17 protein-coding genes are annotated in these 19,601 nt (G+C 65.1%); 7 read left to right on the top strand and 10 right to left on the bottom strand.

What is annotated here, in order from left to right; genetic code table 11:
* Positions 1-56 precede the first annotated feature (56 nt).
* The 3 genes from UB43_RS05930 to UB43_RS05920 all read left to right on the top strand — a co-directional run bounded on the left by UB43_RS05930 (position 57) and on the right by UB43_RS05920 (position 3,438).
* Complete coding sequence (locus UB43_RS05930) at positions 57-737, top strand: Fe2+-dependent dioxygenase (protein WP_045209534.1); 681 nt, start codon at positions 57-59, stop codon at positions 735-737.
* A 6-nt stretch (positions 738-743) separates the two neighbouring features.
* Positions 744-1,538: a tetratricopeptide repeat protein gene (locus UB43_RS05925; protein WP_045209533.1), complete on the top strand. Its 795-nt coding sequence runs from the start codon at positions 744-746 to the stop codon at positions 1,536-1,538.
* Between the two features lie 97 nt (positions 1,539-1,635).
* On the top strand, positions 1,636-3,438 hold the full coding sequence (locus UB43_RS05920) for a phosphoethanolamine transferase CptA (RefSeq protein ID WP_045209532.1): 1,803 nt from the start codon (positions 1,636-1,638) through the stop codon (positions 3,436-3,438).
* Positions 3,439-3,923: 485 nt separating this feature from the next.
* On the opposite strand, the gene UB43_RS05915 is transcribed toward UB43_RS05920, so the two are convergent.
* The 5 genes from UB43_RS05915 to UB43_RS05895 all read right to left on the bottom strand — a co-directional run bounded on the left by UB43_RS05915 (position 3,924) and on the right by UB43_RS05895 (position 9,108).
* Positions 3,924-5,087, bottom strand: coding sequence for a type III PLP-dependent enzyme (locus UB43_RS05915; RefSeq protein WP_045209531.1), 1,164 nt, complete (start codon positions 5,085-5,087; stop codon positions 3,924-3,926).
* A 521-nt stretch (positions 5,088-5,608) separates the two neighbouring features.
* Positions 5,609-6,775: a betaine/proline/choline family ABC transporter ATP-binding protein gene (locus UB43_RS05910; protein ID WP_045209530.1), complete on the bottom strand. Its 1,167-nt coding sequence runs from the start codon at positions 6,773-6,775 to the stop codon at positions 5,609-5,611.
* Between the two features lie 2 nt (positions 6,776-6,777).
* Positions 6,778-7,443 (bottom strand): ABC transporter permease, encoded by a 666-nt coding sequence (locus tag UB43_RS05905; RefSeq protein ID WP_045209529.1) that lies wholly within the window; start codon positions 7,441-7,443, stop codon positions 6,778-6,780.
* Between the two features lies 1 nt (position 7,444).
* Positions 7,445-8,380 (bottom strand): glycine betaine ABC transporter substrate-binding protein, encoded by a 936-nt coding sequence (locus UB43_RS05900; protein ID WP_045209528.1) that lies wholly within the window; start codon positions 8,378-8,380, stop codon positions 7,445-7,447.
* Between the two features lie 11 nt (positions 8,381-8,391).
* Complete coding sequence (locus tag UB43_RS05895) at positions 8,392-9,108, bottom strand: ABC transporter permease (RefSeq protein ID WP_045209527.1); 717 nt, start codon at positions 9,106-9,108, stop codon at positions 8,392-8,394.
* Positions 9,109-9,557: 449 nt separating this feature from the next.
* Here UB43_RS05895 and UB43_RS05890 point away from each other — a divergent pair, with 449 nt between their 5' ends.
* From UB43_RS05890 to UB43_RS05880, 3 genes are all read left to right on the top strand, one after another.
* Entirely contained in the window at positions 9,558-10,829 is a 1,272-nt protein-coding gene (locus UB43_RS05890) for a sodium:proton antiporter (RefSeq protein ID WP_037014467.1), read from the top strand.
* Positions 10,830-10,957: 128 nt separating this feature from the next.
* Positions 10,958-12,541, top strand: coding sequence for a peptide chain release factor 3 (locus UB43_RS05885; protein ID WP_045209526.1), 1,584 nt, complete (start codon positions 10,958-10,960; stop codon positions 12,539-12,541).
* Between the two features lie 180 nt (positions 12,542-12,721).
* The gene (locus tag UB43_RS05880; RefSeq protein ID WP_045209525.1) at positions 12,722-13,165 is read left to right on the top strand and encodes a transposase; all 444 of its coding nucleotides are present in this window, start codon (positions 12,722-12,724) and stop codon (positions 13,163-13,165) included.
* Between the two features lie 93 nt (positions 13,166-13,258).
* Here the strand turns inward: UB43_RS05880 and UB43_RS05875 are convergent, their stop codons facing one another.
* Positions 13,259-14,272, bottom strand: coding sequence for a succinylglutamate desuccinylase/aspartoacylase family protein (locus tag UB43_RS05875; RefSeq protein WP_045209524.1), 1,014 nt, complete (start codon positions 14,270-14,272; stop codon positions 13,259-13,261).
* A 130-nt stretch (positions 14,273-14,402) separates the two neighbouring features.
* Here UB43_RS05875 and UB43_RS05870 point away from each other — a divergent pair, with 130 nt between their 5' ends.
* Complete coding sequence (locus UB43_RS05870; protein ID WP_045209523.1) at positions 14,403-15,026, top strand: TetR/AcrR family transcriptional regulator; 624 nt, start codon at positions 14,403-14,405, stop codon at positions 15,024-15,026.
* Between the two features lie 8 nt (positions 15,027-15,034).
* Here the strand turns inward: UB43_RS05870 and UB43_RS05865 are convergent, their stop codons facing one another.
* From UB43_RS05865 to UB43_RS30185, 4 genes are all read right to left on the bottom strand, one after another.
* Positions 15,035-15,784 carry an ABC transporter permease gene (locus UB43_RS05865; protein WP_045209522.1) on the bottom strand — a complete coding sequence of 250 codons (750 nt, stop codon included), beginning with the start codon at positions 15,782-15,784 and terminating at the stop codon, positions 15,035-15,037.
* Between the two features lie 13 nt (positions 15,785-15,797).
* Positions 15,798-16,508 carry an ABC transporter permease gene (locus tag UB43_RS05860; protein WP_045209521.1) on the bottom strand — a complete coding sequence of 237 codons (711 nt, stop codon included), beginning with the start codon at positions 16,506-16,508 and terminating at the stop codon, positions 15,798-15,800.
* Between the two features lie 73 nt (positions 16,509-16,581).
* Entirely contained in the window at positions 16,582-17,367 is a 786-nt protein-coding gene (locus tag UB43_RS05855; RefSeq protein WP_045210209.1) for a transporter substrate-binding domain-containing protein, read from the bottom strand.
* Between the two features lie 69 nt (positions 17,368-17,436).
* Positions 17,437-19,506 carry an aminotransferase class I/II-fold pyridoxal phosphate-dependent enzyme gene (locus UB43_RS30185; protein WP_045209520.1) on the bottom strand — a complete coding sequence of 690 codons (2,070 nt, stop codon included), beginning with the start codon at positions 19,504-19,506 and terminating at the stop codon, positions 17,437-17,439.
* Positions 19,507-19,601: the final 95 nt, after the last annotated feature.

Raw genomic sequence — 19,601 nt, 5'->3', positions numbered from 1 at the left:
CGATATGTTGCAAATCATTATCATTGGCAAATTATCGAACCTGATGGAACCGGCCCATGCTGCTGCACATTCCTGGCGTCTTCACCCGCGATGAGGTGACGCGCATCCGCGCCGCCCTGGAACAGGCCGAGTGGGCCGACGGCAAGGTCACCGCCGGCTACCAGTCGTCCCGCGCCAAGCACAACCTGCAACTGCCGCAGGACCACCCGCTGGCCCGCGAGATCGGCGAGGCCATGCTGCAGCGCCTGTGGAGCAACCCGCTGTTCCAGTCCGCCGCGCTGCCGAGCAAGGTCTTCCCGCCGCTGTTCAACTGCTACACCGGCGGCGGTTCCTTCGACTTCCACATCGACAACGCCGTGCGCGACACCCAGGGTGGCCGCGAGCGCGTGCGCACCGACGTGTCCTCGACGCTGTTCTTCAGCGACCCCGACGACTACGACGGCGGCGAACTGGTGATCCAGGACACCTACGGCACCCAGCAGGTGAAGCTGCCGGCCGGCGACCTGGTGCTCTACCCCGCCACCAGCCTGCACAAGGTCAACCCGGTGACCCGTGGCGCGCGCATCGCCTCGTTCTTCTGGACCCAGAGCCTGGTGCGCGAGGACAGCCAGCGCGCCCTGCTGTTCCAGATGGACCAGTCGATCCAGGCGCTGACCCACGACGTGCCGGATCATCCGGCGCTGATCGAGCTGACCGGCACCTACCACAACCTGCTGCGCCGCTGGGTGGATGTCTGATCTGCCATGAGCTTCGTCCTGCGTCGCACTGAAGAAATCAACGTCGAAGACCTCACCGGCCAGCTCGCCGATGACCCGCGGCAGACCGCCCGGCTCATCCTGGCCGGCGCCCGCGAAGGGAACCTGGAGGCCCAGGCACTGCTCGGGCAGATACTCCTGGACGGCCACGGCATCGAACAGGACATCGGCCTCGCCCTGATCTGGTTCGGCATCGCCGCCGAGCGCGGCCACGCCATGGCGCGCAACATGCTCGGGCGCTGCCTGGAGCACGGCTGGGGCTGCCCGAAGGACGAGGCCGGCGCCGCCCGTCATTACACGATCGCTGCGCAGCAGAAGCTCGACTGGGCGATGTACAACCTCGCCAACCTGCTCTCCACCGGTCGTGGCGTGGAACGCGACGATGCCCACGCACTGGCGCTGTACCAGAGCGCGGCGGCGCTGGGCCACGCCAAGTCGATGAACCTGGTCGGGCGCTTTTTCGAGGAGGGCCTGGTGGTGCCACGCGACCTGCAGATGGCGCACCAGTGGTACCGCCGGTCGGCCGAGGCCGGTGACTTCCGCGGCCAGTTCAGCCACGCCTCGGTGCTCGCCGAGCGCGGTGACCTGCCAGCCGCGCGCATCTGGCTGGAACGCGCGCTGGAAGGCGGCAACCTCAACTTCCTGCGCGTGGCCCGCCAGCAGCTCGCCGCCTCCATGCCGCCGAGCCTGGGCGAACTGACCCTGGCCTATTTTCAGCGCGCCGCCGAACTGGGCGACGAGTCGGACCTGCGTCACCTCGCCGAGCAGATGGGCGTCGCCTGACGCCCCTTGACGTAATTTTCACGCCAACCCTGCTAGCTTTGCCGGCTAACCTGGCTGCCGGAACGTTCGGCAGCCGCCACGTAACGACGAGGCGCAAGTGTCGAACACCACATCCCCCGTAGCGCGCAAACGCGTGGACTGGGCCGCCCTGGGCTGGCTCCTGCTGTTCTTCTGGTACTTCTCCGGCGTTACCCAGGCGCTGATCCTGTTCAGCGGCACCACCGGCTTTGCCGGTTTCCGTGACGCGTTCTTCCTCAGCAGCCTGTGGCTCGCACCGCCGCTGCTGCTGCCGCGCTTCACCAAGGGCATCGCCGCCGTCATCGGCCTGGTGCTCTGGGGCGCCTCGCTGGTGGGCCTGAGCTACTTCGGCATCTACAAGCAGGAGTTCTCGCAGAGCGTCATCTTCGTGATGTTCGAGTCGAACACCGCCGAAGCCGGCGAGTACTTCAGCCAGTACTTCAGCCTCTGGCTGTGCCTGGCCTTGCTGGCCTACAGCGTGGTCGCCGTGGTGCTGTGGAAACGCATCCGCCCGATCAGCATGCCGGCCTACGCCCGCGTGCCGCTGGCCGTGCTGCTGGTCGTGCTGAACCTGTTCTACCCCTTCTACAAGCAGATGGTCACCCAGGAACGCACCTTCGCCCAGGCGGTGGAAAAGGTGCAGTCGCGCATGGAGCCGGCGGTGCCGTGGCAGTTGGTGGTCGGCTACGTCCAGTACCGCCAGCAACTGGACAACATGCAGAAGCTGCTGCAGCAGAACGCCTCGCTGCCGCCCCTGCAGAACCTCAAGGACAGCAGCGGTAACGAGCCCCGCACCCTGGTCCTGGTGCTGGGCGAATCCACCACCCGCCAGCACATGCACCTGTACGGCTACGGCCGCGACACCACGCCGAACCTCGACGCCCTCGCCGCCAGCGGCCAGGGCCTGACCGTGTTCCAGAACGTGGTCGCGCCGCGCCCGTACACCATCGAGGTGATGCAGCAGATCCTCACCTTCGGCGATGAGCAGAACCCGGACAGGTTCCTCACCGATCCGTCGCTGATCAACCTGATGAAACAGGCGGGCTACAAGACCTTCTGGATCACCAACCAGCAGACGATGACCAAGCGCAACACCATGCTCACCACCTTCTCCCAGCAGACGGACGAGCAGGCGTACCTGAACAACCAGCGCAACCAGAACGCCAGCCAGTACGACGGCGTGGTGCTGGACCCGTTCGAGAAGGCCCTGAAGGACCCGGCGCAGAAGAAGTTCATCGTGGTCCACCTGCTGGGCACGCACATGGACTACCGCTACCGCTACCCGGAAGAATTCGCCTACTTCAAGGACCGCCAGGGCGCTCCCTCGGCGCTGTCGGATGACCAGGTGGAGACCTACAACTTCTACGACAACGCGGTGCGCTACAACGACTTCGTGGTGTCGAGCCTGATCAAGCGCTACTCGGCCGCCAACGCCAACGGCTTCATGCTCTACCTCTCCGACCACGGCGAAGAGGTCTACAGCTCGGGCAACCACGACCGCCTGGGCCGCAACGAGATGGACCCGACCCGGCCGATGTACACCATTCCGTTCATGGTCTGGACCTCGCCGAGCTGGCAGGCCGAGCACCCCCGCGACCTGCAGGCAGTGGCTGATCGCTCCTACAGCAGCTCGCACCTGATCCACACCCTGTCGGACCTCGCCGGCCTGAGCTACGACCGTTACGAACCGGCCAAGAGCCTGGTGAACGAGCAGTTCGCCGCCGCCCCGCGCTGGATCGGCGACCCGTACCGCAAGGACGGCCTGCACGAGTTCGACAAGCTGCCGCAGGACAAGGCCGCACCGCAGCAGGAAATCGCCACCGACGCCAAGGCGCCGGCCACGGCGCAGACACCGGTGGAGAAGCAGCCCAAGGAGGGTTGAGTCTTCAGTGATGCCATGAAAAACGCCCCGCATTGCGGGGCGTTTTTCATTCCGTCCGACGAGAGTGCACAGGCTCTTTGCAGGAGCGAGCTTGCTCGCGAACCGCCCACTGCAGCGAGGCCAGGACGTTCGCGAGCAAGCTCGCTCCTACAGACGGCAAAGCGCTTCGATTTTCTCCTGTGACTCTGAATTCCGCTGCGAGGGTTTTCGCGGACAAGGTTCGCTCCTAGAAGAATGCTTCAGCAGCGCTCTGGATCTTGAACACGTCCAGAGAAACATCCGCGCGCTCCGGAGTGCCCCTTTCAGGAAGTCTCGCCCGAGAGGGCGTAACACGAGGTCCTGGCGCACGCTGAAACGACGCGGGACACAAAGGTGCGAGGCTGGCACATCGCGGACAAAGTCCGCTCCTACGACGGGGTTACCGCACTGCACACACGTCAAAAAAAAAGCCCCGCATCAGCGGGGCTTTTTCATTGAAGCAAGCCTTACAGGTAGAACGCCTTCAGCGGCGGGAAGCCGTTGAATTCCACCGCGCTGTAGCTGGTGGTGTAGGCGCCGGTGGACAGCCAGTACAGGCGGTCGCCAGCGGCCAGGTTCAGCGGCAGGCCGTACTTGTAGTGCTCGTACATGATGTCCGCGCTGTCGCAGGTCGGGCCGGCGATCACTACTTCTTCCAGCTCGCCCGCCTTCTCCACGTGGATCGGGAACTTGATGGACTCGTCCATGGTTTCGATCAGGCCGGAGAACTTGCCCACGTCGGTGAACACCCAGCGCTCCACCGCGGTACGCGACTTGCGCGCCACCAGCACGACTTCACTGACCAGGATGCCGGCGTTGGCGATCAGCGAGCGGCCCGGCTCCAGGATGATTTCCGGCAGCTCGTCGCCGAAGTCTTCCTTGAGGAAACGGATGATCTCTTCCGCGTAGGTTTCCAGGCTGTTGGTCTTGGCGATGTAGTTGGCCGGGAAGCCGCCGCCCATGTTGATCAGCTTCAGCTCGATGCCGTCTTCTTCCTTCAGGCGCTCGAAGATGACCTTCACCTTGGCGATGGCCGCGTCCCACACGCCGATGTCGCGCTGCTGCGAACCCACGTGGAAGGACACGCCGTAGGGCACCAGGCCCAGGTCGCGGGCCAGCACCAGCAGGTCCATGGCCATGTCGGACTGGCAGCCGAACTTGCGCGACAGCGGCCAGTCGGCGGAGGTGGAACCCTCGGTGAGGATGCGCACGTAGACCTTGGAGCCCGGCGCGGCCTTGGCGATGTTGCGCAGGTCGGCTTCGGAGTCGGTGGCGAACAGGCGCACGCCCTTCTCGTAGAAGTAGCGAATGTCGCGGGCTTTCTTGATGGTGTTGCCGTAGCTGATCTGCTCGGCGCGCACACCGGTCTTCATCACCTTGTCCAGCTCATAGATGGAGGCGATGTCGAAGTTCGAGCCCTTGTCGCGCAGCAACTCGGTGATCTCGGTGGCGGGGTTGGCCTTCACCGCGTAGTAGATCTTGGCGAACGGGAAGCAGCCGGTCAGCTGGTCGTAGGCATCGGCGATGGTCTGCTTGTCGATGACGACGAAGGGGGTTTCCTGCTTGTCGGCAAACGCCTTCATGCGCTGGAAGGTTTCGGGGGCGAAGTAATCCTCGACCTTGATGGACATGGTTGGGACTCCAAATGGCAGAACAGGTTATTCGTAGGGGTGAAGCTGAACGTCGAATCCGTTTCCCCACTTTGGTTCGCCTACTTCCCAAGGCATGTCGCCGAGTATCACCGGTACCGGTCAATGGCGCCGGTGCCTCTCGTCGTCAGTACTTGAGCCGGATGGATCGTTTCCAGCATGGACGTTCGGGCGCGAACTTTAGGACCTGAAGTTCATGAGTTCAACCCTGAATTGCCGCTTTTTTACATCCCTTTGTCGCACTACCGGTTGACTGTTTTGGATACTCAACAAAATGCACGGAATACCGCACAGAACGGGGCTTTCGACGGGTTTCAGCATCATCGGCCTACTGAGTTAACGACCGGTGACAGAGGAGGGAGTTCAGCTGTTCGGGATGGGTGGTGCGGGAGAAAGTTTACGAGTGGGATAAAGAAGCTTTTGTAGGAGCGAGCTTGCTCGCGAACCTGGCCCCGCAGCAGGGAATCGGGTTCGCGAGCAAGCTCGCTCCTACAGCTAATCCCTTACGATGCCTGAGCGACTTCAGCTGGCGAGACGATATTGGTCTTGCGCCCACGCGAGCGCCCGGAGCTCAGGTAGTCCGCGATGGACTCCTGCGTCACCTCGCCGAGGAACTGCCCGTCCGCATCGAGCACCGGTAGCCACGAGCTGTTGAACTCGTACATGCGCGACAAGAGGATGCGCAGGTGCTCATCGTGGCTGGCCGTCACGCGGAACTCGTTGAGGAAGTCGCTGCACACGCCATCCTTGCGGCGCATGTCCTTGCGGCGCACGTAGCCCAGGCCCTTGCCGTTGGCATCGACCACCACGAGGTAGCGGCGGTCGTCCTCCTCCATCTTCTCCAGCGCCTCGGCCACCGTGGTCTGCGGATTGGCGGTGACGATGCTGCTGTCGGCGGCATCCTCGGCGCGCACCAGCAACAGGCGCTTGAGCGTGCTGTCCTGGCCGGTGAAGGCACTGACGAACTCGTCCGCCGGGTGCGCCAGCAGCGTGTCCGGATGGTCGAACTGAAGCAGGCGGCCGCTCTTGAACACCGCCACCTTGTCGCCCAGCTTGATCGCCTCGTCGATGTCATGGCTGACCATGATCACCGTCATGCCCAGCTTGCGCTGGAGCTCGAAGAACTCGTTCTGGATCGACTCGCGGTTGATCGGGTCCACCGCGCCGAACGGTTCGTCCATCAGCAGCAGCGGCGCGTCGGCCGCCAGCGCGCGGATCACGCCGATACGCTGTTGCTGCCCACCGGACAGCTCGCGCGGATAGCGCGACAGGTACTGCTTGGGTTCGAGCTTGACCATGGCCATCAGCTCGCGCGCCTTGTCCTTGCACTTCTGCTTGTCCCAGCCGAGCAGGCGCGGCACGACCATGATGTTTTCCTCGATGGTCATGTTGGGGAACAGGCCGATCTGCTGGATCACATAGCCGATGTGGCGGCGCAGCGTCACTTCGTCCAGCTCGCGGGTGTCCTGGCCGTCGATCAGCACGCGCCCGGAAGTGGGCTGGATGATGCGGTTGATCATCTTCAGCGTGGTGGTCTTGCCGCAGCCGGAGGGGCCGAGGAACACGCAGATCTCGCCCTTCTCCACGGTCAGGCTGACCTTGTCCACGGCGCGGAATTCCTTGCCGTCCTTGAGGGTGAAGGTCTTGGTCAGTTGGTCGAGTTCGATCATGTTCAGTCTCCTGTCTGCGGGCGCAGGCCCTTCGGGGTGAGCGCACGCTGCAGCCACTGCAGCAGCAGGTCGGCGGCGATGGCCAAGAGGCTCACCAGCACCGCGCCGACCACCAGCATGGGCATGTTGGATTGGCTGATGGAATTGAGGATGAGCACACCCAGGCCGCCGGCGCCGATCACCGCGGCGATGGTCATCACGCCGATGTTCATCACCACGGCGGTGCGCACGCCGGCGAGGATCACCGGCACGGCGATGGGGATGTCGACCATCCGCAGGCGTTGCCAGAAGGTCATGCCGATGCCCTTGCCGGCTTCGCGGATGCCGGGCTCGACGTTGGTCAGCGCCAGGTAGGTGTTGCGCAGGATCGGCAACAGCGAATAGAGGAACACTGCAGTGATCGCCGGCAGCGGCCCAAGGCCCTGGCCGATCTTCGAGTACAGCGGCAGCATCAACCCGAACAGCGCGATGGAGGGGATGGTCAGCACCACGGTGGCGGCGCCCTGCAGCGGGCCGGCCAGCCACTTGAAGCGCGTCATCAGCACACCCAGCGGCACGCCGACGACGATGGCCAGGCCCACGGCGACGGACACCAGCATCAGGTGCTGCAGCGTCAGTTGGCCGACCTGGGTCCAGTCCAGGCGGGAAATCACGGTCATGAAGTCCATGTCAGTTCTCCTCCCCGGCAGGCTGCTGAGTCGTCTGCGCGTTGTCGCCGATCAGCTGGTGCTCGCGCAGGAACTGCTGCGCCACACGTTGTACCGGCTCCTGCTGGATATCGACCTGGGCGTTGAGCGCCTGCATGGTCTTGTCGTCGAGCAGCCTGGCGATGGGGTCGAACAGCGTCTTCAGCTCCGGATGCTTCTGCAGCAGGTCGGCGCGCATCACCGGGGCGGCGTTGTAGAAGGGGAAGAACTGCTTGTCGTCCTGCAGCACGCGCAGCTTGAAGTCCTTCAGGCGGCCGTCGGTGGTGTAGACGAGGCCGACGAACACCTGGCGATTCTTCAGCGCGGTGTAGACGAGCCCGGCATCCATCTGCCGCACGTCGTCGCGGGTGAAGTGCAAGCCGTAAAGCTCGCTCATCGGCGCGAGGCCATCCGGGCGGCCGGCGAACTCCGGGTCCATGGCGAACAGGTGGGTCTTCTTGTCGCCCTGCTCCTTCATCACCCGGGCCAGGTCGCTGAGGGTACGCACCCCGAGCTGTTCGGCCTGCTCCTCGGGCATCGCCAGCGCATAGGTGTTGTTGAACGGCGCGGGCGTGGGCCAGACCAGCCCCTTCTTGCCGTCCAGCTCGCGGACCTTGGCCAGCGATTGCTCGGCGTTGAGCTTGTCCTTGACCTTGTTGTAGACGATCAGCGACGAGCCGGTGTACTCCCAGACCAGGTCCAGCTGGCCGCTCTGCTGCGCGCTGCGCGCCAGCGTGCTGCCCAGGCCGTTGGTGACCTTCACTTCGTAGCCCTTGCTCTGCAGGTACTGCGCGGTGATGGCGGTGAGCAGGCGCTGTTCGGTGAACGGCTTGCCGCCGATGCGGATCACATCCGCCGCGTGGGCGGAGCCGGTGGCGGCGGCAAGCAGCAGGCCCAGCGCGCCGAGCAAAGGTTTCATACGCAGTCCTTTCATTGCGCCAGCCCCCGTTCCAGGAAGCCGCGGCTGAACAGCACCACCAGGCCGTCGAGCACCAGCGCCAGCAGCGCAGTGCACACGGCGCCGAGCAGCAGCTTGGACTGGTCGTCCAGAGCGATGCCGGGGAAGATCAGGCTGCCCAGGCTGTTGGCGCCGATCAGGAAGGCCAGCGGCGCGGAACCGACGTTGAGCGCCAGCGCGATGCGCACACCGCCCATGATCAGCGGCACCGCATTGGGCAGTTCGACGCGCAGCAAAACCTGGCGCGGCGTCATGCCGATGCCGGTGGCCGCCTCCTTGAGCGACGCCGGCACGGCGCGCAGGCCTTCATAGGTGTTGCGCACGATGGGCAGCAACGAGGCGAGGAACAGCGCGAGGATCGCCGGGCCGTTGCCGATCCCGACTATCGCCAGGGCGATGGCCAGCACGGCCAGCGGCGGGATGGTGTTGCCGACGTTGAAGATCTGCATCAGGCGCTCGGCCTGTCCTTGCAGGGCGGGCCGGCTGAGCAGCATGCCGGCGGGGATGCCGACCACGATGGCGGCGAACATGGACGCGAACACCAGGATCAGGTGCGCCTGCAGGTAGAACAGCAGGTCTTCGCGGTACTGCCACAGAGTGGCGGGGGTGATCCAGTGGATCAGCAAAGCCAGCACAACGACTGCGAAGCAGACGCCGAACAGGGCCTTGCCCGTGGTGGACTTCACCATGGTTGGGGGACTCCCTTCGGGTGCGCGGCGACTGGCATCGCCGCGCTCAAGTGACGCTCGATCCCGTCCAAAAATCTATCGGAGACCGGAGGTTAAACGCGACGAGAATCAGATACTTGCGCAAGCGCCCAGGGATTGTCGTCGCGAAGGGGTGGACCCCCGTGCGTGCCGTTACGTTCAATAAAATTGCCATCCTTGTGCCATCGCACGGCCGCGCATTCGGCTTCAGCCCCCATGGCCCGGGGGCTGTGGCGGACAAACTTTTTTTCGAAAAAAATCGCGATCGAGCTGAACCATCACCCTGCGCCGCTTGCCCAACGGCGGATGCGCCCGGCGAAAACGCACGCAGATTCGCTCAGCGGTTATCATCGGGATCCTTTCGCGTGCCCCCGACCCATGGATAGGTCACTCGGGGCCGGCGTTCTTGCCTACCACGGAGATTCATCGCCATGCTTGATCTGGCCGCGGCGTTCATCGCGCTGACCACCCTGCTCACCTACGTCAACTACCGCTTCATCCGCCTGCCGCCGACCATCGGCGTCATGGCCACCGCGCTGATCTTTTCCTTCATCGCCCAGGGCATGTCGCTGCTGGGCTACCCGGTGCTGGAAGTCGAGATGCAGCAGATCATCAGCCGCATCGACTTCTCCGACGTGCTGATGACCTGGTTCCTGCCCGCCCTGCTGTTCGCCGGCGCCCTGCACGTGAACCTCGCCGACCTGCGCAACTACAAGTGGCCCATCGGCCTGCTGGCGACCTTCGGCGTGCTGATCGCCACCACGGTGATCGGCTACCTGGCCTACTACACCTTCGCCCTCTTCGGCTGGCACGTGGACTTCATCTACTGCCTGCTGTTCGGCGCGCTGATCTCGCCCACCGACCCCATCGCGGTGCTGGGCATCCTCAAGTCCGCTGGCGCGCCCAAGCCGCTGGCCACCACCATCGTCGGCGAGTCGCTGTTCAACGACGGCACCGCCGTGGTGGTCTTCACCATCCTGCTGGGCATCCTGCTGGCCGGCGAAACGCCCACTGCCTCGACGATTGCCTGGCTGTTCGTGCAGGAAGCCATCGGCGGCATCCTGTTCGGCGCGGCGCTGGGCTACGGAGTGTTCCTGATGATGCGCGGCATCGACCAGTACCAGGTGGAGGTCATGCTCACCCTGGCCCTGGTGATCGGCGGCGCGGCGCTGGCGGCGCGGCTGCACGTGTCGGCGCCCATCGCCATGGTGGTGGCCGGCCTGATCATCGGCAACCAGGCGCGCCACTACGCCATGTCCGACGAGACGCGGCGCTACATCGACAAGTTCTGGGAGCTGATCGACGAGATCCTCAACGCCCTGCTGTTCGCCCTGATCGGCCTGGAGCTGCTCCTGCTGCCATTCAACTGGCTGCACGTGGTGGCGGCGTTCACCCTGGGCGGCGCGGTGCTGATCTCGCGCCTGCTCACCGTCGCCCCGGCCATCGTCGTGCTGCGCCAGACCGAGAACGGCCGCCGCCAGGTGCCGGCCGGGACCATCCGCATCCTCGTCTGGGGCGGCCTGCGTGGCGGCGTCTCGGTGGCCCTGGCGCTGTCCCTGCCGCTGGGCGAGCAGCGCGACCTGATCCTCAGCCTGACCTACGTGGTGGTGCTGGTGTCGATCCTGCTCCAGGGCCTGTCCATCGGCCCGCTGGTGCGGCGCATCTACAAGGGCGCCGAGCCGGTCGCCGACAGCGACCACTGACAGCGCCCTCCAGGGTCCTTGAGCCTTGCGTCGCCGGGTCTGCCGGCGGCGCCTCGATTCAGGCTATAATCCCGCGTTTTTCGGGCCGCTCGCTGCCCGTCTTCACCGAATCGACCAGGCATCCATCCATGAGCATCCAAGCCGCCGAAGTCGCGAAGCGCCGCACGTTCGCGATCATTTCCCACCCCGACGCCGGTAAGACCACCATTACCGAGAAGCTCCTGCTGATGGGCAAGGCGATTGCCGTCGCCGGTACCGTGAAGTCGCGCAAGTCCGACCGCCACGCCACCTCCGACTGGATGGAGATGGAGAAGCAGCGCGGCATCTCCATCACCACCTCGGTGATGCAGTTCCCCTACCGCGAGCACATGATCAACCTGCTCGACACCCCCGGCCACGAAGACTTCTCCGAAGACACCTACCGCACCCTGACCGCGGTGGACTCGGCGCTGATGGTCCTCGACGGCGGCAAGGGTGTAGAGCCGCGCACCATCGCGCTGATGGAAGTCTGCCGCCTGCGCGACACGCCCATCGTCAGCTTCATCAACAAACTCGACCGCGACATCCGCGACCCCATCGAACTGCTCGACGAGATCGAAGCCGTCCTGAAGATCAAGGCCGCGCCAATCACCTGGCCGATCGGTTGCTACAAGGACTTCAAGGGCGTGTACCACCTCGCCCAGGACAAGATCATCGTCTACGTGCCGGGCCACGGCCACGAGCGCATCGAGACCCGGGTCATCGACAAGCTCGACTCGGACGAAGCCCGCGCGCACCTGGGCGACCTCTACGACAACTTCCTCGAAGAGCTGGAACTGGTCCAGGGCGCCTGCCACGAGTTCGACAAGGACGCCTTCCTCAAGGGCGAGATGACCCCGGTGTTCTTCGGTACCGCGCTGGGCAACTTCGGTGTCGACCAGGTGCTCGACTGCATCGTCGACTGGGCCCCGCAGCCGCTGGAACGTGGCGCCCACGAGCGCACCGTCGCGCCGACCGAGGAGAAGTTCTCCGGCTTCGTGTTCAAGATCCAGGCGAACATGGACCCCAAGCACCGCGACCGCATCGCCTTCATGCGCATCTGCTCGGGCAAGTACGAGAAGGGCATGAAGATGCGCCACGTGCGCCTGGGCAAGGACGTGAAGATCGCCGACGCACTGACCTTCTTCTCCAGCGAGCGTGAGCAGCTGGAAGAGGCCTTCGCTGGCGACATCATCGGCCTGCACAACCACGGCACCATCCAGATCGGCGACACCTTCACCGAAGGCGAGGCGCTGGGCTTCACCGGCATCCCGCACTTCGCCCCGGAACTGTTCCGCCGCGTACGCCTGAAGGACCCGCTCAAGTCCAAGCAACTGCGCCAGGGCTTGCAGGAGCTGGCCGAGGAAGGCGCGACGCAGGTGTTCTTCCCCGAGCGCAACAACGACATCATCCTCGGCGCCGTCGGCGTGCTGCAGTTCGACGTCGTCGCCAGCCGCCTGAAGGAGGAATACAAGGTCGAGTGCGCCTACGAGCAGATCAACGTCTGGTCCGCGCGCTGGATCGAGTGCAAGGACGAGAAGAAGCTCAAGGAGTTCAAGGACAAGGCCTTCGAGAACCTCTCCGTGGACGGCGGCGGCCACCTCACCTACCTGGCCCCGACCCGCGTCAACCTGAGCCTGATGGAAGAGCGCTGGCCGGACATCACCTTCCGCGCCACCCGCGAACACCACTGAGTTCGTCGCTGTTCGAAAACGCCCGCCTCGCGCGGGCTTTTTTGTTTTTGCCGTTTGGCCATTTGTAGGAGCGAGCTTGCTCGCGAACCGGACCCCGCAGGTTCGCGAGCAAGCTCGCTCCTACAGTCAGGCCTGACCTCCTCTGCAACCTTTAGCGCTGGCTTCCAGGGGAAACTGGCGATGGGATTTCATGGCAAGGATTTGCGAAATGGACGTTGCTCGATTCAAGGGCAAATCTATTTCGTCACAACTATCACTCACCAGCGCCAGCCTTTCTTCCAGCAATGGACAGGCGCCAGCGCTGTCGCCTGGGAGCTTCACCAACTCGCATCGACAGACGTTCTGGCTTGGGTGCTGATGCCGGATCATCTGCATTGCCTGGTCCAACTCAACAGCAACTCACTGAGCGGCTTCATGCAACAGCTGAAATCACTCACAGGGATCTCGCTCAACAAGGCACTCAAGCGCACGGGCAAAGTCTGGCAGTCCGGTTTCCATGACCACGCCCTACGCCGTGACGAAGACCTGAGGGCAGCAGCCCGCTACCTGGTCGCCAATCCTCTGCGCGCCGGCTTGGTCAGATCGCTTCGGGACTACCCATTCTGGAACGCCGTCTGGCTGTGACGCATGGCCCTGTAGGAGCGAGCTTGCTCGCGAACAAACTCCGCTGCGGAGTCTGGGTTCGCGAGCAAGCTCGCTCCTACGAAAAGCAGCACGTTACGGATCAAGCGCGCCGGACGTCCAGGTGCTGGAGGGTGCACTACCGGTGAACTTGCCCGCGATGGCGCCCTGGGGAATCAGCCGGTCGCGGTAGCGGGTGGCGAACAGGCCGCTCTGCGGGGCGCGCAGGATGTGTTCGCTGCTGGCATCTCCAGGCCGCGAAACGATGCGACCGAATCGCTCCCCAGCCTCGACGAAATCGCCCAACTCACGCTCGAAAACCAGCACACCAGCCGCCGGGGCGAACACGGTTTCCATGAAGCCCATCGGTGTGGCGACGCCCTTCCACTCCGGCAACGGCCCGGCGTCAGTGACCACGCCACGGGCACCGAGGAAGCGGTAGAGGCCATCGGCATCCTGCTGCGCCAGCGCGTCGCTGACGTCGCCCTGGCCACGCAGTTCGACGGTTGCCACCAGCCGCCCCTCGAAGCGCTGTTCGGCCAGCCACGGGGCGATCACCACCTCCTCGAACGCCCCATCGCCATCGCCTTCCCAGAGGATCGCCAGCTCCGCGCGCAGCGCGGCGGCCAGGTCCTGCGCGGCCGGCCAGAAGCACTCGTGGATGTAGACGTACTGCAGCGCCTCGTCGTCGGTGTGCAGGTCGAGCACGATGTCCGCCGGCGCGGCCAGTTCGGCCAGGCGCTTCTGCCACTGCGCGAGGTTGTCCAGGGTGCCGCTGGCGGCGGCCGAGGCGATGAAGCCACGGTTGAAATTGCGCGAGGTCGCCTCGTGGTTTCGACCGAGAATCCGTCCCTGGCGGAACTGCCCGACACCGAAGGGATTGGCCTGCGGCACGACGGTCACACTGCCATTGAGCACACCCCGTTCGGCGGCATCGCGCAGACGCGGCAGCAGCTCGTGAAGCACCAGCATCCCGGCGATTTCATCGGCGTGCACGCCAGCCTGCAGGTGCACTTTCGGCCCCGGTCTGCCGCCGTCGATACGCCAGGCGCGCACGCGCAGCTCAGCGCCGGAATCACCGGGTACGGCAAAGGATACGTCCTCGATCATCTGTCCTCTCTCCTCCGTCTGGTCTCTGTCTGCTCTCGATCCAAAAGGCCCGTGGAAATCTTTCTCGTCGCCTCCTAGTATCGAAACCGTTCGCCGCTTGCCGGCACCACGCAACACAGGACGCCCGCCCTTGGATATCCCCCGCCAGAAAGCCCAGCGCGCCACACCCGAGGAGCGCCGCGACCACCTCGTGCGCGCCTGCCTCAAGTGCCTGGTCGCCGACGGCCACGCGGGCATCTCGGTGCGTCGCATCGCCAAGGAAGCCGGAGTGGCCGTGGGCCTGGTGAATCACCATTTCGGCAGCATCGACGCCCTGGTCGCGCAGGCCTACGAAACCCTCGCCAGCGAGGTGACCCAGGCGCTCTACCGGCAGGTCGACGCGGTCGGCAACGACCCGGCCGTGCGCATGGAGGCCTTCCTCACCGGCTCCTTCTCGCCCCAGGTGCTGGACCCCGACCTGCTCAGCCCCTGGGTCGTGTTCTGGAGCCTGATCCGTCACTCGCCGCCGGTGAACGAGGCGCACGAGCGCGGCTACCACAGCTACCTCGCCATCCTGGAAAAGCTCATCAGCGAACTCGCCGGCGCCGAGGGTTTCAGCGTGGCGCGCCCGCGTCTCGCCGCCATCGGCCTCTCCGCCATGCTCGACGGACTGTGGCTGGAGTGGTGCCTGAATCCCTCGACCTTCAGCGCCGCCGACGGCCTCGAGCTCAGCCGCTGCTGGGTGGAAGGGCTGCGCCGCGGCGCCTATGCCTGATCAATCGTTCACACGGCGGTGCGTGGCCTGCGCTTGCCCAGCCAGCTCCGCTGCGTTGTCTTCTGCGCCTCGCGGCGAACCGGCGTGGCGCGCTCCAGCATGGCGAACAGCGCCTCGATGATGAAGGTCAGGCAGATGTAGATCGCCGCCACCAGCAGCAGCGGCTGGTAAACCTGGAAGGTCTGCGCGCGCACCACGTTGGCGGCGCCCAGCAGGTCGACCACGGCGATGGTGGAAGCCAGCGCGGTGGACTTGAGCAGCATCACGCTTTCCCCCGCCAGGGTCGGCAACAGCAGGCGGATCGCCCGCGGCAGCCACACGCGGTAGAGCACCAGCGTGCGGTTCATGCCGAACGCTGAAGCCGCCTCCAGCTCGCCGCGCGGCACCGCCTTCAGGCCGCCGCGCACTACCTCGCCGACGTAGGCGCCGACCGAGAGGATCAGCGCGATCACGATGTACCAGAAGCCATCGCGCAGGTAGGGCCAGAGGAAGCTGCCGCGGATTAGCGGGAACTGCGCGAAGAGGCTGCCCAGGCCGTAGTAGAAGATGTAGATCTGCACCAGCAGCGGGGTGCCGCGAATCAGACTGGTGTACGCCAGCGCCAGGCGCGAGATGAGGAAGTTGCGCGACATCCGCGCCAGCGCCACAACCAGCGCCAGGGCGAAGCCGAGAATGGCGGAAATCAGCAGGATCACCAGGGTGGTGCCCAGGCCCTTGAGCAGCAGGGCACCGTAGACGAATAGCCAGTGTTCGTTCATCGCCGCGCCTCGTTCAGACCGCCGGAATCCAGCGACGGAAACGTCGCTCCAGGTAGCCCGCGAACAGGTTGGAAAGCACGGTGAGCACGTAGTACAGCGCCGCCGCGGTGAGGTAGAAGGTCAGGTAGTGACGGGTCGAACCGGCGGCCTGCTTGGCCGTGTAGAGCAGCTCGTTGGTGCCGACCACGCTGATCAGCGCGCTGTCCTTGATCAGGTTGACCCACAGGTTGGCCATGCCGGCCAGCGCGTTGGGCGCCATCATCGGCAGGGTCACCCGGCGGAACAGGCCGAAGCCGTGCATGCCGTAGGCGCGCGCCGCCTCGATCTGGCCGTAGGGAATCGACTGGATGGCGCCCCGAAAGATTTCCGAGGCGTAGGCGCCCTGCACCAGGCCGAGCACGGCGATGGCCACCATCATGCCGTTGAGCTTCACCTGGCCGTAGCCGAGCCACTCGAAGAACTGGTTCAGGCCCATGGAACCAACGTAGAACAGCAGCAGGATCAGCAGCAACTCCGGCACCGCCCGGCACAGCGTGGTGTAGCCGCGCGCGAGCATCGCCAGCGGTCGCGGCCCGCCGATCTTGGCGCTGGCCGCGGCCAGGCCGATCAGCAGGCCGACGAGGAAGGCGCCGACGGAAATCTGCAGGGTGACCAGCAGCCCCTTGAGCAGGGCCGGGCCCCAGCCGGTGGGGCCGAAGCCGATCAGGTCGAAGATGCTTTGCATGGCCGTCTCCAGGATGGGAGGCTCAGGGTCATCCCCGTGCCCGCCGCGGGCACGGGTCCAGCTCACGCCGGGATTACTGCTTGGGCGCGACGCTCATGCCGAAGTACTTCTCCGACAGCGCCTTGTAGTCGTCGCTGGCGAGCAGCTTGCCGATGGCCTCGTCCATCTTCGCCTTCAGTTCGGTGTCGCCCTTGCGCAGGCCGGCGCCGACGCCACGGCCGAACAGCGGGTCGTACTTCACCTCGCCCTTGTTGACGATGCCGGCGGCCTGGGCGTCCGGCGACTTGACGAAGGACGCCACGGCAATACCGTCGGCCATCATCAGGTCGATGCGCCCGGCCACCAGGTCGGCGTTCACCGAGTCCTGGGTGTCGTAGTAGCGCACGTCGGCGATCTTCTCGTAGTACTGCTTGAGGTAGTTGGAGCTGACGGTGGAGATCTGCACGCCGATGGTCTTGCCCTTCAGGCCCTCGGGGCTGATCTGCACGTCCACCGCCTGGGGCGCGGCGACGGCCACCGGGGTGTCGTAGTAGGGGCGGCTGAAAGCAATCTGCTTCTCGCGCTCATCGGTGATCGACAGGGAGTTGAAGATCACGTCGATCTTCTTCGCCAGCAGTGCCGGGATGATGCCGTCCCAGGCCACCTCGTCGATCTCGCAGGTAGCCTTCATCTCGGCGCAGACCTTGTGGATCAGATCCGGCTCGAAGCCGACCCAGCTGCCGTCGGGCTGCTTCTGCGAGAACGGTGGATAGGGCTCGGCGGCCAGGGCGAAGCGGATCGTCTCGGCCTGGGCGCTCGCCACGCCGGCCACCAGCATCGCCGCACCCACCATCAGATTGCACAGACCTTTCTTATTCATCGTGATCCCCTGCATTGTTTTACTTAGTGTTGGGTCACGCTCATCGATGCGCCGACAGCGCGGCATCGGTCAGCGATTCTGGTGCGCGTTGACGAACTGCCGGCAGCGCTCGCTGCGCGGCCGCAAGAACACCTCCTCGGCGGTGCCCTCCTCCTCGATCAAACCTTTGTGGAGGAACGCCACATGGCTGGAAACGTCGCGGGCGAATGCCATCTCGTGGGTAACCAGGATCATGGTCCGCCCCTCCTCCGCCAGCGAGCGGATCACCTTCAGCACTTCGCCCACCAGCTCCGGGTCCAGCGCCGAGGTCGGCTCGTCGAACAGCATCACTTTCGGCCGCACGGCCAGCGCACGGGCGATGGCCACGCGCTGCTGCTGGCCACCGGAAAGGAAGGCCGGGTACTCGTGGCGCTTCTCCGCCAGGCCGACACGCTCCAGCAGCGCCTCGGCGCGCTCGCGGGCCTCGGCCTTGCTCTCGTGGAGGACAAAGGTCGGCGCCTCGATCAGGTTCTCCAGCACAGTGCGGTGCGGCCACAGGTTGAAGCTCTGGAACACCATGCCCAGTTGCGAGCGGATGCGCGTGAGCTGCTTCTGGTCGGCGACCATCGGCTCACCGTGGCGGTTCTGGCTCAGACGGATGGTCTCGCCGTTGACGGTGACCGAGCCCTGGTTGGGAATCTCCAGCATGTTGATGCAGCGCAGCAGGGTGCTCTTGCCCGAGCCACTGGCGCCGATCAGCGAGATCACCTCGCCCTCGCGCGCCGACAGCGATACGCCCTTGAGCACCTCGAAGTCGCCGAAGCGCTTGTGGATATCGCGCACTTCGATCACTGGTTTGGTCGCGGGCTGCTCTGCTTTCTGTAGGAGCGAGCTTGCTCGCGAACCAGCCACCGCCGCAGAAGCATCAGGAGCGTTCGCGAGCAATGGCTGAGGCGCCCCCCTCGCTCCTACAGTTGATTCGGCACGTGCGGGAAGCGATTCGACGAAGCGGATGATCCGCGCACAGGCTTCCGCCATGCTCTCGTCGCTCAACCCGAAGGACAACCGCACGAAGCCCTCCGCCTGCGGGCCGAAGGCCGCCGCGTCGAGCACCGAAACGCCGGTGGCGTGGAACAGTTGCCAGGAGAAATCCAGCGAGCTGAGACCGCTGTCGCGCACGTCGACCATGACGAACATGCCGGCTTCGGGGGACAGGACCTTCACCCGCGGGCAATCGCTCAGCGCGGCCACCACCAGGTCGCGGCGGCGGCGGTAGATCTCGCGCATCGCCGTGACGACCTCGTCGTGACGTTCCACCGCCGCCAGGGCGGCTTCCTGCACGAAGCCCGGCAGGCCGTAGAACATGTTCAGCGCGAGGTTTTCCAGGTGCCCGACCAGGGTCGGGTTGGCGACTATCCAGCCGGCACGCCAGCCGGTCATGGCATGGGATTTCGACAGGCTGCCGATGCTCAGGGTGCGCTCGGCCATGCCCGGCAGGGCAGCGAAGCTCTGGTGTTCGCGCTCGAAGGTCAGGCCTTCGTAGACCTCGTCGACCACCACCCAGAGGTCGCGAGCCTCGGCCAGCGCGGCAATGGCCAACAGCTCGTCGCGGTCCAGCACGACGCCGGTGGGGTTGCTCGGGTTGGCGAGGAAGATCGCCTTGGTGCGCGGGGTGATCGCTGCGGCGATATCGGCGGCCAGTGGGCGGAAGCCGTTTTCCGGGCGGGTCGGTACGCCGACCAGCACGGCGCCGGTGGCTTTCAGCGTGGCTTCGTAGGTGACGTAGACCGGGTCGAAGGTGATGACCTCGTCGCCCTTCTCCAGCAGGCACATCGCGGCGGCAAACAGGCCGTTTTGAGCGCCGGCGACGACGATGACGTTTTCGGCCCCTGTCTTTTGGCCGAAACGTCGCTCATGCAATGCCGCGATCGCCTGGCGCAGCGCGGGTTTGCCGGCTACATCACTGTAATGGGTGTCGCCGTCGCGCAACGCGGAAACGGCGGCATCGGTGATGAAGTCCGGGGTTGCGAAATCGGGGTCGCCGACGCTGAGCACTATCACGTCGCGGCCGGCGCGTTGGGCGGCGATGGCGGCGTAGTGAATATCCCAGGCGGCAACGCCGGGTCCGACCATCCTGTCCACAAGCGACGAATAACGCATGCAAGGGCCTCATCCGAATGACGGAATGACCTGCGGAAGGGTCCGCAGGAGCGTTGGGCCACCATAGCCAAGGATGAACGAGTGTTCAACAGCGT

This window comes from Pseudomonas sp. 21 (assembly GCF_000955805.1).
Lineage (GTDB): Bacteria > Pseudomonadota > Gammaproteobacteria > Pseudomonadales > Pseudomonadaceae > Pseudomonas.
Note: the sequence above shows the minus strand (reverse complement) of the source record. Positions and strands in the feature narration are given on the sequence as shown.

Excerpts from the sequence above, each read along its gene's own strand:
- UB43_RS05860 (WP_045209521.1), bottom strand. The coding sequence starts at position 16,508 with ATGCAAAGCATCTTCGACCTGATCGGCTTCGGCCCCACCGGCTGGGGC.
- UB43_RS05895 (WP_045209527.1), bottom strand. The coding sequence starts at position 9,108 with ATGGTGAAGTCCACCACGGGCAAGGCCCTGTTCGGCGTCTGCTTCGCA.
- UB43_RS05875 (WP_045209524.1), bottom strand. The coding sequence starts at position 14,272 with ATGATCGAGGACGTATCCTTTGCCGTACCCGGTGATTCCGGCGCTGAG.
- UB43_RS05880 (WP_045209525.1), top strand. The coding sequence starts at position 12,722 with ATGGGATTTCATGGCAAGGATTTGCGAAATGGACGTTGCTCGATTCAA.
- UB43_RS05890 (WP_037014467.1), top strand. The coding sequence starts at position 9,558 with ATGCTTGATCTGGCCGCGGCGTTCATCGCGCTGACCACCCTGCTCACC.
- UB43_RS05910 (WP_045209530.1), bottom strand. The coding sequence starts at position 6,775 with ATGATCGAACTCGACCAACTGACCAAGACCTTCACCCTCAAGGACGGC.
- UB43_RS05885 (WP_045209526.1), top strand. The coding sequence starts at position 10,958 with ATGAGCATCCAAGCCGCCGAAGTCGCGAAGCGCCGCACGTTCGCGATC.
- UB43_RS05865 (WP_045209522.1), bottom strand. The coding sequence starts at position 15,784 with ATGAACGAACACTGGCTATTCGTCTACGGTGCCCTGCTGCTCAAGGGC.
- UB43_RS05925 (WP_045209533.1), top strand. The coding sequence starts at position 744 with ATGAGCTTCGTCCTGCGTCGCACTGAAGAAATCAACGTCGAAGACCTC.
- UB43_RS05900 (WP_045209528.1), bottom strand. The coding sequence starts at position 8,380 with ATGAAACCTTTGCTCGGCGCGCTGGGCCTGCTGCTTGCCGCCGCCACC.
- UB43_RS30185 (WP_045209520.1), bottom strand. The coding sequence starts at position 19,506 with ATGCGTTATTCGTCGCTTGTGGACAGGATGGTCGGACCCGGCGTTGCC.
- UB43_RS05905 (WP_045209529.1), bottom strand. The coding sequence starts at position 7,443 with ATGGACTTCATGACCGTGATTTCCCGCCTGGACTGGACCCAGGTCGGC.
- UB43_RS05930 (WP_045209534.1), top strand. The coding sequence starts at position 57 with ATGCTGCTGCACATTCCTGGCGTCTTCACCCGCGATGAGGTGACGCGC.
- UB43_RS05915 (WP_045209531.1), bottom strand. The coding sequence starts at position 5,087 with ATGTCCATCAAGGTCGAGGATTACTTCGCCCCCGAAACCTTCCAGCGC.
- UB43_RS05855 (WP_045210209.1), bottom strand. The coding sequence starts at position 17,367 with ATGAATAAGAAAGGTCTGTGCAATCTGATGGTGGGTGCGGCGATGCTG.